This is a genomic window from Desulfobaculum bizertense DSM 18034 (assembly GCF_900167065.1).
Lineage (GTDB): Bacteria > Desulfobacterota > Desulfovibrionia > Desulfovibrionales > Desulfovibrionaceae > Desulfobaculum > Desulfobaculum bizertense.
The window spans coordinates 24,786-39,983 of the sequence record NZ_FUYA01000006.1 but is presented as its reverse complement, the minus strand read 5'-3'; the positions used below and the strand labels follow the sequence as shown (position 1 = coordinate 39,983).

The 15,198-nt window shown below is 53.7% G+C and carries 12 protein-coding genes and 1 riboswitch; of the genes, 4 read left to right on the top strand and 8 right to left on the bottom strand.

The genetic code is table 11. The features are described 5' to 3' along the window. The first annotated feature begins 70 nt into the window (after window positions 1-70). The 4 genes from B5D23_RS09690 (at window position 71) to B5D23_RS09675 (ending at window position 5,344) form a co-directional block, all read left to right on the top strand. Window positions 71-1,795 carry an aldehyde ferredoxin oxidoreductase family protein gene (locus tag B5D23_RS09690; protein ID WP_078685242.1) on the top strand — a complete coding sequence of 575 codons (1,725 nt, stop codon included), beginning with the start codon at window positions 71-73 and terminating at the stop codon, window positions 1,793-1,795. A 144-nt stretch (window positions 1,796-1,939) separates the two neighbouring features. Then, window positions 1,940-2,482 (top strand): MarR family winged helix-turn-helix transcriptional regulator, encoded by a 543-nt coding sequence (locus B5D23_RS09685; RefSeq protein ID WP_078685241.1) that lies wholly within the window; start codon window positions 1,940-1,942, stop codon window positions 2,480-2,482. Continuing rightward, on the top strand, window positions 2,483-3,895 hold the full coding sequence (locus B5D23_RS09680) for an MFS transporter (protein WP_078685240.1): 1,413 nt from the start codon (window positions 2,483-2,485) through the stop codon (window positions 3,893-3,895). 54 nt (window positions 3,896-3,949) lie between these two features. Next, on the top strand, window positions 3,950-5,344 hold the full coding sequence (locus tag B5D23_RS09675; protein WP_144012599.1) for an MFS transporter: 1,395 nt from the start codon (window positions 3,950-3,952) through the stop codon (window positions 5,342-5,344). Between the two features lie 64 nt (window positions 5,345-5,408). Here B5D23_RS09675 and B5D23_RS09670 read toward each other — a convergent pair whose 3' ends face one another. From B5D23_RS09670 to B5D23_RS09635, 8 genes are all read right to left on the bottom strand, one after another. Beyond that, complete coding sequence (locus tag B5D23_RS09670; RefSeq protein ID WP_078685239.1) at window positions 5,409-6,572, bottom strand: glycosyltransferase family 4 protein; 1,164 nt, start codon at window positions 6,570-6,572, stop codon at window positions 5,409-5,411. 251 nt (window positions 6,573-6,823) lie between these two features. Further along, the gene (gene metK / locus B5D23_RS09665; RefSeq protein ID WP_078685238.1) at window positions 6,824-7,996 is read right to left on the bottom strand and encodes a methionine adenosyltransferase; all 1,173 of its coding nucleotides are present in this window, start codon (window positions 7,994-7,996) and stop codon (window positions 6,824-6,826) included. Further along, window positions 7,993-8,649, bottom strand: a complete 657-nt coding sequence (locus B5D23_RS09660; RefSeq protein WP_200803651.1) for a DUF502 domain-containing protein — start codon at window positions 8,647-8,649, stop codon at window positions 7,993-7,995. Before B5D23_RS09660 ends, metK begins: the two co-directional genes overlap by 4 nt. A 20-nt stretch (window positions 8,650-8,669) precedes the next feature. Beyond that, window positions 8,670-9,524, bottom strand: coding sequence for a pantoate--beta-alanine ligase (gene panC / locus B5D23_RS09655; RefSeq protein ID WP_078685388.1), 855 nt, complete (start codon window positions 9,522-9,524; stop codon window positions 8,670-8,672). 83 nt (window positions 9,525-9,607) lie between these two features. Further along, window positions 9,608-9,712, bottom strand: a riboswitch (SAM riboswitch). A gap of 775 nt (window positions 9,713-10,487) precedes the next feature. Continuing rightward, window positions 10,488-10,997, bottom strand: a complete 510-nt coding sequence (locus B5D23_RS09650; RefSeq protein WP_348980890.1) for a 3'-5' exonuclease — start codon at window positions 10,995-10,997, stop codon at window positions 10,488-10,490. 158 nt (window positions 10,998-11,155) lie between these two features. Further along, window positions 11,156-12,754 (bottom strand): peptide chain release factor 3, encoded by a 1,599-nt coding sequence (locus tag B5D23_RS09645; protein WP_078685236.1) that lies wholly within the window; start codon window positions 12,752-12,754, stop codon window positions 11,156-11,158. A 411-nt stretch (window positions 12,755-13,165) separates the two neighbouring features. Continuing rightward, window positions 13,166-14,191 (bottom strand): ABC transporter ATP-binding protein, encoded by a 1,026-nt coding sequence (locus B5D23_RS09640; RefSeq protein WP_078685235.1) that lies wholly within the window; start codon window positions 14,189-14,191, stop codon window positions 13,166-13,168. 15 nt (window positions 14,192-14,206) lie between these two features. Continuing rightward, window positions 14,207-15,190 (bottom strand): ABC transporter ATP-binding protein, encoded by a 984-nt coding sequence (locus B5D23_RS09635; RefSeq protein WP_431830568.1) that lies wholly within the window; start codon window positions 15,188-15,190, stop codon window positions 14,207-14,209. Between the last annotated feature and the right edge of the window lie 8 nt (window positions 15,191-15,198).

The window sequence follows — 15,198 nt, the reverse complement described above, 5'->3', positions numbered from 1 at the left end:
GACATAGAGAGTAAGAAGTTTAATGCGTTGAAGCAACAGTAATTATGGCTGCATATGGAGGAATGAAACAATGAAAATTTTGCGCATCAACACCCGGGAACGGACCTACGCCTACGAGGACATGGGCGAATATGCTGGTCTTGGTGGTCGTGCCCTGACATCTCACCTCGTTCGCAAGGAAGTGCCTGCAAACGCACATCCGCTGTCGAAAGAGAATAAGCTCGTTTTCGCTCCGGGCCTTCTGTCCGGCACGATGGCTGCCAACTCTGGCCGTCTCTCTGTTGGTGCAAAATCCCCTCTGACAGGTGGCATCAAGGAATCCAACTCCGGTGGCATGCTCTCCCAGAAGATCGCCAAGCTTGGCCTTGCTGCAATCGTTCTGGAAGACAAGCCCGAACGTGACACTCCCTTTGCCTCTATCCGCATTAGTAAGGACGGCGTTGAATTTACTGATGCCCCTGACCGTGAAGGCAAGGACAACTACGAGTACCAGCAGGTTCTCAACGATTTTTATGGAAGCAAGGTTTCCATTGGCCTGATCGGTACCGCTGGTGAGCAGTGCCTCAAGGCATCCACCATTCAGTTCACTGACCCCTACGGCAATCCGGCCCGCTCCGCCGGTCGTGGTGGACTCGGTGCTGTTATGGGTTCCAAGCGCGTCCGCTGCATCGCCGTGGACAATAAGGGCGCAAACAGCGTTGAGTACGCTGACAAGGAAGCATTCAAGGATGCTAACCGCCGCTGGACCAAGATGCTCAAGGAACACCCTGTTACTGGTCAGGGCCTCAAGAACTTTGGTACCGCTATTCTCGTGAACATCATCAACGAAGCTGGTGCCCTGCCCACCAAGAACTTCCGCATGGGTCAGTACGAGCATGTTGCAGACGTTTCTGGCGAACGTATGTCTGAGCTGATCGAACAGCGCGGCGGTAAGGTTGCTGAAGGCTGCCACCCCGGCTGCGTTATGCAGTGTTCACAGCGCTATGTGGACAAAGACGGCAACTATGTGACTTCTGGTTTTGAGTACGAAACCCTGTGGGGCTTTGGTCCGAACGGTCTGGTTCATGACCTCGACCTTATTGCTTCCATGGACCGTCTCTGTGACGAAAAGGGTATCGACACCATTGAGATGGCAAACACCGTCACGATGGCAATGGAAGGCGGCCTGATTGAGTGGGGCGACGGTCCTGCTTCCAAGGCCCTTCTGGAAAAGGTTGGCACTGATGACCCGATGGGTCGCATCATTGGTAACGGTACCGGCTTTACCGCTGCCGCTCTTGGCGTGGACCGCGTTCCTACCGTCAAGAATCAGGCTCTGCCTGCATATGATCCCCGCGCTGTCCGTGGCGTCGGTGTCACCTATGCAACCAACCCGATGGGCGGCGACCACACTACTGGTTACGCTGTCTGCCAGAACATTCTGAAAGTCGGCGGTGACGTGAACCCGCTGAAGGACGAGGGCAACGTTGAGCTGTCCAAGAACCTCCAGATCGCAACCGCTGCTGTTGACGCTTCCGGCATGTGCCTGTTTACGGCATTCGCCATTCTGGATAATGACGACGCAATGGACATCATTTGCGACCTGCTGAACGCCCGCTACGGCGGTTCCATCACTCCTGACGACGTGCTGGCACTCGGTGTCTCCACCCTGAAGGACGAGCATGGATTCAATGCTGATGCTGGCTTTACCAAGCATGATGACCAGCTGCCTCGCTGGTTCAAGGAAGCTCTGCCTCCGCACAACGTGACGTGGGACTTCACTGAAGAGCAGCTCCAGGAAGCCAAGAAGTTCTAAGCAGCTTCTCCTCTTCAGAATCAGCACGATTCTCCTGCCCCCGGTCTTGCCTGCCAAGACCGGGGGCTTTTTTGTGGGGCAAAGTGGTACGACTCTTGACATGTCAACAGTGTGGTCATATCTCATCGGGAAAGCATTCATGACATGTCAACAATGGAACTGGTTATGCAGAAAAAAATCAAAAAATGTTCAGGTTGTCGCCCGTCCCGCAGGGATCTTCTGGAGAAACGGGACCAGTGGCATAAAGATATTCACCGGGGAATTACTCCTGGTTACAGGCTGGCGTGGCTCGCCCGCCTTGATGCGCTCTATCTCCAGAAACTGATGTCTGAGTTTGATCTTGGTCCGGGAATGATTCCGTATGTGAATGAGCTGTACAGGCGTGAGGGGCAGACACAGGAAGAACTGGCCCGCTGTCTGGATGTGAATTCTTCGGCCGCGGCCCGCAGCCTTGCTGCGCTGGAACAGCGGGGGTTGGTGGAGCGTCGGGTCAATCCAAAGAACAGGCGCCAGAAGTTGGTGTATCCTACGGAAAAAAACTTTGCCATGCGTGAAAAGTTTTTTGCCGCGCTGGAAATGAACAACGAGATGCTGTTGCGAGGCTTTGAGCCTGAGGAACGCGAGCAGCTTATGTCGTTTATGTCCCGGATGTTGCAAAATGCCATTGGAGCCTTGGAGGAGGACTAGGTGTCAGCTCTTGGAGAAAAGCCCGTTGTGAAGCGGACACCGCACTGGACTGATGCCGGTGCCGTGGCTTTTGCCCGTTTTGCCATGTCGATCATGATGGCTGCCGACGCTGTGCTTGCGCCGTCTATTTTGACGGACTTTTCAGGCAATGCCTCGGATGCAACCCTGCTTTCGTCTATGACCTACGCCACGGTTGCCGCACTTGCGCTGCCGTTTGCCCAGCTTTCGGACCGCCTTGGGCGAAGTTTTGTCTTTGTCATGGGATGTCTCGTCTTTATTCTGGGGCAGCTTGGGATTGGATTTGCCCCGAATTTTGAAACCTTTTTGTTCATGCGGGTTGTGCAGGGCATTGGAGCTGCGGCTCAGATGATTACAGTGCTCTCTATTCTGACAGAGCTGTATCCAGCCTCGAGCTGGGGGCGGGTTCTGGGCTTGAATACAGCCTTTATGTACATGGGCACTTTGCTTGGGCCGTATCTTGCCGGACTGCTTTCCGAGCATGCGGGCTGGCGCATGGTGTATTTTGTTGGCGCAGGCATTAGCACGCTTTCTGCGCTTTGTGCGGCGAGCCGCTTTGGGTTCCGGCCGCAAAAGCGTGACCGGACTGTGGGATTTGATGGCATTGGCACTGTGCTGGTGATTTTGTCTATGGCCGGACTGGTGCATGGTGGTGCGCACTGGGCCGAGGCATGGGGCCGGGGGCTCTTGGCCTTTGGTGCTGTTATGCTTGTGGTTTACGTCATTTGGGAGAAGCGGGCACGCTTTGCTCAGACAGATATTTCTCTGTTCGTAGAGAACAGGGTTTTCCGGTATGGCTGCGCCGTGCAGGTTTTGGACAATGTGGCAGGTTTTGCCACCACGATGCTGTTGAGTTTTTATCTCCAGTTTGTCCTGCTGCGCTCTGCTCCAGATACCGGAATGATTTTGATGATTATGCCTCTTTTGATGGCTACGCTGTCACCTGTCTATGGGCGGCTTGCAGACCGTTTTGATCCACGCTGTGTGTCGGCCTGCGGAATGCTTGGGGTCTGCCTTGGACTGGTGGGAGGCATATGCATCCCGTGGATAAGCTCGCTGTGGCTTGTCGTAGGAATGGCAGCCTGTGTTGGTGCCGGGACTGCCTGTTTTAATACAGCGAACATGAAACTGATTTTCCGGAGCGTGCCGCCAGAAAAGAACGGCATGGCTGCGGGTATGGTGGGTGGACTTCGCATTCTTGGAATGGTGGGAAGTCTGCTCCTTGCTGGTATGTCAATGGTGACCTTTATGGGTGGGCAGGAAGTGTCCACAGAAACCGCGCACGAGCTTGTGACAAGTATGCAGGTTTCATTTTGTGCCTTTACGGTTCTTGGCCTGTTTGCGGTATTTTTGACTCTGCGGGCCAAGCCCCGGAGTGGGAAGACTGCGCAGTAAAAAAGCACAGAACGACATACACAGGCAGCAGTTTGTGGAAGGAGAAAGGAGAATATGGATAAAGATGTGAGAGCACAGCGGAGGGGGGCCTTGTACGCTGTGACGGCAACCCAGTTTGCTGTACCGTTTATGGTGTCAGCTGTGGCGGTTGCACTTCCGGCGGTGGGCCGGGAGTTTGCGGCAAAGGCAACGCAGATTAGTCTTGTTGAGTCTGCCTACCTGTGCGCAGTGTCTATGCTGATGCTGCCCTTTGCCCGATTTTCAGATATTTTTGGTCGAAAGTTTACCTTTGCCAGTGGCGTTGGGCTGTTCATGCTTGCGTCTCTGGTGCTTGGTTTTGTTCCTAATATGGGCACGTTTATTCTTGTTCGTATTATTCAGGGAATTGGTGCTGCGGCCCAGATTTCAACGGGTCTTGCCATTATTTCGGACGTGTTTCCGCGAGAAGAACGAGGGCGTGCATTTGGTATTGGTGTTGCCGGTGTGTACCTTGGCCTGTCAATGGGACCTTTTCTTGGCGGCGAGATTGCGACGCACTTTGGCTGGCGCTGGATTTTTTTTGTTGGAGTGCCGATTTGCGGTATAGCCCTGTTCCAGATTCTTTATCATCTGGACGTGCGTCCACGCTTTGAGCGGGGGCTGTATTTTGACTGGGCGGGCTGCATCCTTTCTGCTCTTGGAACTGGCCTTATCGTGTTTGGTGGGGCTGAGTGGAACAATACCTTTGGCAAAGTGCTCTTTGGTATTGGCCTTCTGAGTGTGATTGGTTTTATCCTGTGGGAAAAGCGGGCCAAGGCGCCACTCCTGGACATTGAGCTTTTTGCCAGAAACAGAGTGTTTTCCTTTGGCTGCGCTGTGCAGTTTATCAACTACGCAGCGACGTTTGGCGTCACTTTTCTTATGAGTCTGTACCTCCAGTATGCGCAGGGCATGACTCCGGGGCAGGCAGGCCGTATCCTGATGGTTCAGCCTGTTTTGCAGGCGATTATTTCTCCGCTGAGCGGGCGCTGGGCAGACAGGTACCCGCCACACAAGATTGCAACGTATGGAATGTGCTGCGGGACCGCAGGGCTTGTTCTTGCCGAATTCCTTGGGATGCAGAGTTCTGTGTGGATGGTCGTGGGAGTTCTGCTGCTTTTTGGCCTTGGCACGGCGCTGTTCTCTTCTCCGAACGTGAGTGTCATTATGGGAAGCGTTGGACCAGAGGATTACGCTGTGGCGTCGGCAATGACGGGCGGGATGCGGACCACTGGCATGACCATGAGTATGGTTGCTATCGGGATGATTCTGTCCATGTACATCGGAAATCATCCCGTGACCGCGGCGAATGTTTCGCACTACATTCAGGCAATGAAGGCCAGCTTTTTGGGCTTCACCGCTGTGAGTGTTTTTGGCATCTGGCTGTCTATTAAGGGAATCCCTCGGAATGAGGCTCCCAAGGCCGCGTAGGACGTCTTTTCTGACACAATAAAAAAAGGCACTGACCAAAGGCAGTGCCTTTTTTTATTGCATGTTAGGCGTGCGTGTCGTTAAGCACGTCATCCATAAAGTGGAGGCATTGTTTTGCCCTGTTTTTCCAAGTGAGATTTGGGGCAACAGCGCGGCAGCGCTGCTGGAGTTTGTGCGCCAGTTCCTCGTGTTCCGCCAGATAGAGCAGTGCCTCTTGCAGTGCTTCTGGAGTCGTGTCTTTGGCGATGATTGCATCGTCATGGGAACAGAGGGATTCAGTTATCTCAGGTACTGGCGTTGTCACAATGGGAAGGCCCTGGCCATAGGCTTCCCGCAGTTTAATTGGGCAAAAATATTCTTTTCGTGCAGTTGCCGGAATGACGAGCGTCTGGATTTTGGGGAGCACAGAGGTGATCTCGTTGGGGGTGAGCTGGCCCATGAAGGTCAGCCGTTTTTCCGCGATGAGTGGTGCGTAGCGTTTTTTGAGTTTGGTGAGTTCTTTTGAGGGGTTTCCACCAATAATCACTGCCTTGAAGCGCTTGGGCAGCTTTTCAAGTGTTTCCAGCAAAAGGCCAACACCTTTTCCGGGATGCAGGCTTCCGATGTATCCAAGCGTAATGCTGTCGTGGAAATCCACATCAGGGCATGGCGAAAAGGTCTGGGGATTAAAGCCTGCCGGGAGAACGATGCTGGGCTTTGTGTACCCGTATGTTTCCTTGATGTTTTCAACGAGAAGGGGGCTGACTGTAATTACGCCAGAGACGGCATCAAGCACAGCACGCTCTTTTTGGAAGTAGCGGTCCGAGTGTGGATCTCCCTGCTCTTTATGCTGTGAATAGAGCACTTCATGGAGTTCATAAAAGATGTGATGCTTTTTGAATGGGAAAAATTTTTTGAAGGAGCTCAGCAGTAGGGATTCCTTAATGTCTCGGGCTAAAAAAGCTGTTCCATTTGGACTGTTGAGCCACGCCTGACAGAGTCTTGCTCGAAAATTTAAACCGTAAATCCCTTTATGCCCACCGTAGAGTGGCGAGATGTGACTCAGATCCTCTGCAGGGAGGTTGTAGGATTGAAAAAGCTCTGCAAGGGAGACCTTGGGAGCGACACCGGGCCAAAACGACAGCATGACGTCATTTTGCAGAAAGGCGTCGACCATGTGAAAGGACTGGAGAACATTCGCTGCGGATGATGGTGCAATGAGTTTTTTGGCAAAAACAAGTGAATTCATGATGTCTGATTTATGTAAAAGGGAATGAGTCGTTTGGTGGTGCTTAGTTTGAGCTTGGCTAGCCGTATGAGGGACGTGGAGGTTGTCCTGAGGGCGAAGTGCTAGCGCTAATTCGCTGGAAAGCAGGTTGTGTGTTTCTCTTTTTCTTTTTCTACTCAATACTCCTACGGATATAGTCGCTCCCTGAAAATTTCAATAAAAAAAGGCACTGACCAAAGTCAGTGCCTTCGTTTTTTCAAGAGAAAAAAAGACTAGAGCTTGCAGGCTGTCTTGAGGTCAGCAACTGCGTCGGTCTTTTCCCATGTGAACTCAGGAAGTTCGCGGCCAAAGTGACCGTAGCACGCGCTCTTGGAGTAGATCGGGCGCTTGAGGTCGAGGCGGCTCAGGATGTGGTACGGGCGGAGGTCAAAGACTTCGTTCACGGCCTTGGTCAGAACTTCGTCAGGAACAACGCCGGTGCCCTGTGTGGTTACCAGTGTGCTCACAGGCTCTGCAACGCCGATCACGTAAGCAATCTGCACTTCGCAGGTCTTGGCGAGGCCAGCTGCAACGATGTTTTTGGCAATGTAACGGCCCATGTATGCGCCGGAACGGTCAACCTTGGACGGGTCCTTGCCGGAGAATGCGCCGCCACCGTGTGCGCCCATTCCACCGTAGGTGTCCTGGATGATCTTACGGCCGGTCAGGCCTGCGTCACCCATTGGTCCGCCAATAACAAAACGGCCAGTGGTGTTGATGAATACGCGGGTCTTGGCCGGGTCAACGTACTCCTGAGGAAGGGTCTTGAAGATGACTTCTTCACGGATGGCGTCGCACAGGTCCTGGTGAGACACTTCTTCGTTGTGCTGAGCGGCTACAACAACGGTGTCAATGAACTTGGGCTTGCCGTCTTCGTACTGGAAGCTCACTTCGGTCTTGCCGTCAGGACGCAGGAAGTCCAGAACGTTGGTCTTGCGGACTTCGGTCAGGCGTTCGGAAAGCTTATGTGCCCAGTAAATAGGAGCAGGCATCAGAGTAGAGGTTTCATCACAAGCAAAACCAAACATCATGCCCTGGTCGCCAGCGCCCTGTTCTTCCGGTGCGGTGCGGTCAACACCCTGTGCAATGTCAGGGGACTGCTTGTCGATGGAAGAAATAACGGCGCAGGTCTCAGAGTCAAAACCCATGTCAGAGCTGGTATAGCCAATCTCGTGGATGGTGTTACGCACGATGTGCGGAAGGTCTGCGTAACCACGTGTGCTGATCTCACCAGCAATGAAGGCCATGCCAGTGGTAACCATGGTTTCGCAGGCAACACGGGATTCGGGGTCCTGCGCAAGCAGGGCGTCCAGTACGGCGTCAGAAATTTTGTCAGCGACTTTATCGGGGTGACCTTCGGTCACGGACTCGGACGTAAAGTTGTAGTGTCCGCTGCAATGAATCATCGTTTCTCCTCGATGCGTTGTTCCTGAGTCGACTCAGGATTAATTATGCCTCCGGATATCAGTACCTTAAAAGAATCTTCTACACTCATGTCCAGTGGAATAACTTCCTCTTCCGGAACCATGAGGTAAAAGCCTGATGTCGGATTCGGGGTGGTGGGAACGAATAAATTCACCACCCTTTTCTCTGTTCGGCGCTGGATCTCACCAACCGCCGTGCCTGTTACATACGCCAGCGCCCAAACTCCCTTGCGCGGGTATTCAATGAGCACAACGCGTTTGAAATCTTTGTTTCCGCCACTGACAATTGTCGAAACAAGCTGCTTCACCGCTGAATAAAACTTGTTCACCAGTGGAATGGTATTCACTATTCGCTCGCCAAGTCGGACCAGAAAGCGTCCAAAAACATTGCGAACCAGTACCCCCGTGCAGAACAGCAGCGCGAGTAAGAAAATGATCCCAAGCCCTGGAATGTCAAACGGCAGGTAATGTGCGGGGCGATATGCCTTCGGTATCAGCAGAAGTGCCTTGTCTCCCCATCGAAGGAGAAAACTGAGGAAAAACGCCGTTGCCGCCAGTGGAGTCACCACCAAAAGTCCTGCAATCAGGTTGCGTTTGATGGTGTTCTTTATGTGGCGAAAAAAACCTTTGAGCACCGTATCCCTCCTGAGGAAGTCTAGTCTTCCCCAAGCAAAAGTTGATTATCTATGAGGCGAGCCTTGCCAAGCGCTACCGCTATGGCAACCAGTGTCGGGCCTTCCAGCCTCGTCACAGGCTGGATTTCTTCCGGGTTCACAAACTCAATATAATCAATTTTACCCGCTGGAACATGTTCTGCGAAATACTTTTCCAGCTCCTTTCGCAGCTCTGCAACGTCACGCTCGCCGTTCTTCGCCTTTTTCGCGAGGTGCAGCAGCCCGGCATGCAGTCCCGGAGCCTGTTTTCTTTCGCTTTCTGTTAGGTACAGATTGCGAGAGCTTTTTGCCAGACCATCAGCTTCTCGGACTATTGGCCGTGCAACAATTTCGGTTGGTATCCATAAGTCCCGAACCATTCTTCGCAGTATCGCCTGCTGCTGCCAGTCCTTTTCACCAAAGATGGCAATGCTCGGCATCGCCAGGTGCAGGAGAATGCTCACCACTGTGGCTACTCCCCTAAAGTGGATTGGCCGGCTTTGGCCGCACAGGTGCTCTGCAAGCTGTGGGACTTCTACCCATGCTGCGTGATTTGCAGCATAAATTTTTCGGGCTTCTGGAACAAACAGGATATCTACACCAGCGGACTCCGCTAACTGTGCATCGTGTTCCAGATCGCGCGGGTAGTCTTCAAGATCTTCGGTCGGCCCAAACTGGGTCGGATTCACAAAGACACTCGCGTAAACCCTGTCTGCGTTTTGGCGCGCGTACTCCATCAGGCTTTTATGCCCCTCATGGAGGAACCCCATAGTCGGAACAAGCGCCGTCTTGAGGCCCGCTGCCCGGTCTGCAAAAGCTCGCTTTTGGAACTCTTGTGGGTCTGTGACAATCTCCATCTTCTTCTCGTCCTCTTTTCTTTTGGACTTCAGCAAAAAAAAAGACCCTCCATGAAGGAGGGTCCATTGAATCCGTGAAGAGTTCTTCATGGGCTCCCCTCTCGGGGCTGGCGTTAGCACCTTGCCTCTCGCAGGCAGGTTGCCGGGTGGTCGTAGGGCCAGATCCCTCGCACCTCTCGTCATGATGTGTTGTCAAATCGCTCCCGAAGAAGCACATCGACCGTATACACTGTTCCCATAAAGCACAAGCCATTTCTCACCCCCCTCTCATTCTCGCCAGCATCACCACCTGAGGATAGTATATTTTTGCATCTAAAAAATTGAGAATACCTCGGTAAAATCAAGATATTCACGTTTTGGGCTGTGTAAATTTTTTTCGAAATTGGGCGCTACCCAGCACGTTAGTGCTGGATGGGGGGGGAGAGAACCGGGGCCAGCCCCGGACCCCGCGTAAGGGAATGATTCCCTTACGTATCCTCATCGAGTTTGAATTCCATCCACGCTTCGCGTGAATGAAATTCAAACTTGGGTGAGAAAACGAAAAGAAAGTCTTTCTCTTTCCCGTGAGTTGCCACCATTTTCTTTTTTGAACGCGAGCGTTCAAAAAGAAAGGGTTGGAGCGCAAAGAAAAAGAACACACGGGACGCCCACTAGGCCAAAATTACAGGGCCGGATGTAAGGGAAAGCCAACGGCTTTCACACATCCGGCCCTGTAATTTTGGGCGAAAGCGGGATTCCCAAGGGCCTCGTCCTTGGGCGGGGTCAAGGGGCCGCGCCCCTTGCAGGGCTTGGGGCAGCGCCCCAATAAAACTGTGCCCCTTGCAGAGCACGAGACGGAGTCTCGTAACCCACCCGCCCATCCGAGCGTTTGCTAAGCACAAAAAAACGAGCCTTCCAGAGTGGATCTGAAAGGCTCGTTTTTTTGAGTCGCGTGATAGGGACTCGAATGGTGGAGCAGGGGTTTTAGTTAATGAGGCCTGCGCTGTGCATAGCGATGTAGATTTCGCGAGAGACCCAGGCGTCGGTTGCGGCGTAGATAAGTTGCTGCCGGGAGAGTCTGAGGTTTGCCCAGTTGGTGCACCGAGCGCTTTTTGAGATGCGGAAGCCGAGGAATTTTGCTGCGAGGTTTCTGAGGCCGTGGGTTTCGAGCTTGAGTTCCTGGGCGACGATGCCGAGGTCGAGGAATCCGGCATCTGGGAAGTCTTTAATTTTCTGAAGGTCTTTGACGTCGTCACGGACAGCGACGCCGGTTTTCAGAATGTTTGGGTCGGAGAAGATGTCGCAGAGTTCGTTAGGGAACTCGAGTTTTGAGAGCTGGAAAAGGAAGACTTTGTTTGCGGTGCCGAGCTGGATAAGGGAGGGCAGGTAGTAGCTGCCTTTCCGAAAAGCGGGGCGGGATTCGGTATCAAAGCCGAGAACTTTTTCTGCGCGCAGTTCTGCGATAGCTTCTGGAACCTGTTCAGGCCTATTCACGAGGCACGTTTCTCCATCCCAGGCCCGAAGGGGGAGCGCCATGATTTCATCTTTGCTGATCTTTCCCTGATATTTCGTAATGTCGGTCATATGTACGGTGTTGTGGGTGAAGGAAGCCCGGCCACATGACCGGGCAGTATCAAGTTCAAGCGCTCAGCTTAATTGTGCTCACGGGTTTTTGTAAAGGTAATCTCTGGGCTTCTTTCGATGGTCGATTCAAGTCTCCACATGCTGTTGGGCATAAAGACGAGGTCGCCGGTCGCGTCGAGAGCGAGGTCACCTTTGTATTTATCGCGGAAGGAATCCAGAGCCTTGGGGTCGTCTGCGCTCACCCAGCGGGCAGTGTGCAGTGCGACAGGCTCATAAAGGGCGTCAACATTGTACTCATTCTTGAGACGGGCGACGATGACTTCGAACTGAAGCACGCCGACGGCGCCGAGGATGTAGTCAGAGTTGATAAGGGGTCGGAAGAGCTGCACAGCGCCTTCTTCTGCAAGCTGGACAAGGCCTTTGTGAAGCTGTTTGGACTTCATGGGGTCCTTGAGTCGAACGCGTCGGAAGTGCTCTGGGGCGAAGTCCGGGATACCCGTAAACTTGAGGGGTTCCTTGTCGGTGAATGAATCACCGATGCGAATAGTTCCGTGGTTGTGAACGCCGATGATGTCGCCGGGGAAGGCGGTGTCGACGTTAGCACGGTCCTGAGCCATAAAAATGGTAGCGTCTTTGATCTGGATGTCTTTGCCGATGCGATGATGGCGAACTTTCATACCACGGACAAAGCGGCCGGAGTTGATGCGCATGAATGCGATGCGGTCGCGGTGCCGGGGGTCCATGTTTGCCTGAATCTTAAAGACAACGCCGGAGAAAGAGCTTTCTGTGGGGGCCACGTCGCGCGTTGTTGTGGGGCGCGGGAACGGTGCCGGGGCGAGTTCGACAAAGTTTTCGAGGAGTTCCTGAACGCCAAAGTTGTTGATGGCGCTGCCGAAGAAGACGGGAGTCTGCTTTCCTGCGAGGTATTTTTCTTTGTCAAAGGGGTTGGCAGCGCCCTGGATGAGTTCAACGTCATCGCGAATCTGGGCGGCCTGTTCGCCGAGGATTTCGTCCAGACGCGGGTCATCAAGAGAGATGGTCGTCCCTTCCTGAATGCGGTCGCCGCGGTTGGAGTCAAAAAGGTGAAGTGTTTTGGTGGCGATGTTGTAGGTGCCGCGGAAGTCGAGACCCATGCCGATGGGCCAGGTCATGGGGGCGCATTCGATGTTCAGATGCTCTTCGATGTCGTTAATGAGATCAAAGGGGTCGCGACCATCGCGGTCGAGCTTGTTGATAAAACTAATGATAGGTGTGTCGCGAAGGCGGCAGACTTCCATGAGTTTTCTGGTCTGGGTCTCAACGCCTTTTGCACAGTCGATGACCATGAGGGCGGAGTCCACAGCGGTAAGAACGCGGTAGGTATCTTCGGAAAAGTCGGCGTGACCGGGGGTATCGAGCAGGTTGATCTCATAATCCTTGTACTCGAATTTCATGACGGAAGAGGTGACGGAGATGCCGCGTTCCTTTTCCATTGCCATCCAGTCAGAGACGGCATGGCGGGAGGCTTTTCTGGATTTGACCGTACCAGCCATCTGAATGGCGCCACCAAAAAGCAGCAGCTTTTCGGTGAGGGTCGTTTTACCGGCGTCCGGGTGGCTGATGATGCCGAAAGTTCGCCGTCTGGCGACTTCACGTTCTATAGTTTTTGCGAGTGCAGTTTCAGACACAGTGAGCTCCGATGGACCGCCCGCCCGGAAGCCGGATAGCGCCCGGCCGCTCCGGTGTGGGCTGGCAGGTTTTCGGTTTTTTGCGGGTTTGTGTTTGTCCCTTGGAGAAGAACGTTTTTCCTGTACAGGACTGTCTTCGTCACAAAACAGCACAAAAGACCCACGGCGAAAGGCCGGGGCTTCTGGTGGGCCTCGTCAGGGGACAAAGGCTAACGGGCCATGTGCTCTGGCCGGGTTCCCATGTGGGAACGAAAGCGAGAAGCAGGGCGGGGGAACTTTTGCGCATGTTTTGACTTGTGGCAAGACATTTTCTTGCTGGCAAGAGCGCTGCTGTTTCCCGAAAGAAGAAAAAACTCCCCGTCCAGAGGAAGCCAGACGGGGAGAGAGTGACACAATGTATTGAAAGACGGACTAGATGCGTCCTTCTTCAACGCCGTGGCAGGCCACAAAGTGGCCGGGTTTGTGTTCCCGGATAGCCGGGATCTCGCGCATACACCGTTCATTGGCGTGCGGACAGCGGCCGTGGAAAACACAGCCAGTGGGCAGGTCAATGGGGGTCGGGACGTCACCAGACAGCTTGGTGTGGTTCATGTCCTTCTGACCGAGGCGCGGAATAGCGGAAAGCAGAATCTGCGTGTACGGATGCAGCGGGTCGCTAAAGAGCGGCTCGGATTCGGTCAGTTCGCAGAGACTGCCCAGATACATGACGGCCACGCGGGTGGAGATATGCTCAACCACGGACAGGTCATGAGAAATGAACATGTAGGTGAGACCACGGTCTTCCTGCGCATCCATAAGCAGGTTCAGAATCTGAGCCTGAATGGAGACGTCGAGAGCGGAAATGGGTTCGTCAGCGACGATGAATTCCGGGTCGACCATCAGAGCGCGGGCAATGGAGATACGCTGACGCTGACCGCCAGAGAATTCGTGTGGGTAGTTGCCAGCCCAGCCAGAGCGGACACCAACGTGGTCCATAACCTCAGCAACCTTGTCCTGAACCTCGGAATCGCTCAGGCCGGGATTATGAAAGCGCAGAGGCTCTTCCAGAATCTGGCGAACGGTCATACGGGGGTTCAGGGATGCATACGGGTCCTGAAAGACCATCTGCATCCGGGAGCGGAAAGGAAGAAGCTGGTCGGCAGACAGATTATCGTAGCGCTTGCCGTCGTAATACAGCTCGCCAGCGGTGGGGGTATAGAGTCCCATGACCGTTCGGGCGAGGGTCGACTTGCCACAACCTGATTCACCAACAACAGAAAGCGTTTCGCCAGCGTGGATGTCGAAAGAGACATTGTTGACGGCCTTAACCAGTGTTTTCTCACGGCGGATGCCGCTTGTGGAGAATTTGATCTGGTCAAGGAAGCTTCCCGAAATATCAAAATGCTTCACAACATTTTTGATGCTGAGAAGAGTTTTTTTCGAAGATGATGTATTCACTTGTTCCCTTCCTTCCTACGCACAGTGGCAGGCTACAAAACTACCGGATTCGCGTTCGGTGAGAAGCGGAATCTCAGAGGTACAGCGGGACGTACACATCTCACAGCGGGGGTGGAATGCGCAGCCTGCCGGAATGGCGTGCAGGCTCGGCATAACGCCGGGGATCTGCGCCAGACGGGCACCCTTGCTTTCGCCGGTCTGCGGGAGTGCCCGCAGGAGGCCCTGTGTGTATGGGTGCAGCGGCTTGGTGATGATCTGGTCCGTGGGACCCATTTCGATCATGCGGCCTGCATACATAACGGCGATTTTTTCTGTCACCTGCGACACAACGGCGAGGTCGTGCGTGATGAGGATGAGGCTCATGTTTTCTGTCTCGCAGAGTTCCTTGAGCAGAGACATGATTTCGGCCTGAATGGTTACGTCCAGAGCCGTGGTTGGCTCGTCAGCAATGATCAGGCTGGGGTCGGTGAGCAGGGCCGTTGCAATAACGATACGCTGACGCATGCCGCCAGAGAATTCGTGAGGGTACTGGTTCAGGCGTTTTTCCGGGGAAGGAATGTAGACCTTTCGCAGCTTGTCGATAGCAATGGCTTCGGCTTCCTGAGTGGAAATATTCCGATGTGCTTTCAGGGTTTCGACCATCTGTGTCCCAACGGTCAGAACCGGGTTCAGGGTCATCATGGGGTCCTGAAAGATCATGCTGATGCGGTTACCGCGAATGTGGCGCATTTCTTCGTTGGACATAGCGGCGATGTCTTTGCCCTCAAAGAGGACGCGGCCGGAGTCCACAAAGCCGGGTTTGCTGATCAGGTTGAGCAGAGCAAAACCTGTTACGGATTTACCTGCACCAGATTCGCCTACAAGCCCCATGCGTTCACCGGGCTTCAGGGAGAAGCTGACACCATTCACGGCAGGGAGGGTGCCCTTGCGCATTGCGAATTTGACGGTAAGGTCCTGAACATCCAAAAGATGTGCGGACTCACTCGTTTGTGTATTCATCTGGGTCA

Bases quoted from the DNA above. Each gene is read 5' to 3' on its own strand.
- B5D23_RS09685 (WP_078685241.1), top strand. From the start codon at position 1,940: ATGTCAACAATGGAACTGGTTATGCAGAAAAAAATCAAAAAATGTTCA.
- metK (WP_078685238.1), bottom strand. From the start codon at position 7,996: ATGATTCATTGCAGCGGACACTACAACTTTACGTCCGAGTCCGTGACC.
- panC (WP_078685388.1), bottom strand. From the start codon at position 9,524: ATGGAGATTGTCACAGACCCACAAGAGTTCCAAAAGCGAGCTTTTGCA.
- B5D23_RS09635 (WP_431830568.1), bottom strand. From the start codon at position 15,190: ATGAATACACAAACGAGTGAGTCCGCACATCTTTTGGATGTTCAGGAC.
- B5D23_RS09670 (WP_078685239.1), bottom strand. From the start codon at position 6,572: ATGAATTCACTTGTTTTTGCCAAAAAACTCATTGCACCATCATCCGCA.
- B5D23_RS09675 (WP_144012599.1), top strand. From the start codon at position 3,950: ATGGATAAAGATGTGAGAGCACAGCGGAGGGGGGCCTTGTACGCTGTG.
- B5D23_RS09690 (WP_078685242.1), top strand. From the start codon at position 71: ATGAAAATTTTGCGCATCAACACCCGGGAACGGACCTACGCCTACGAG.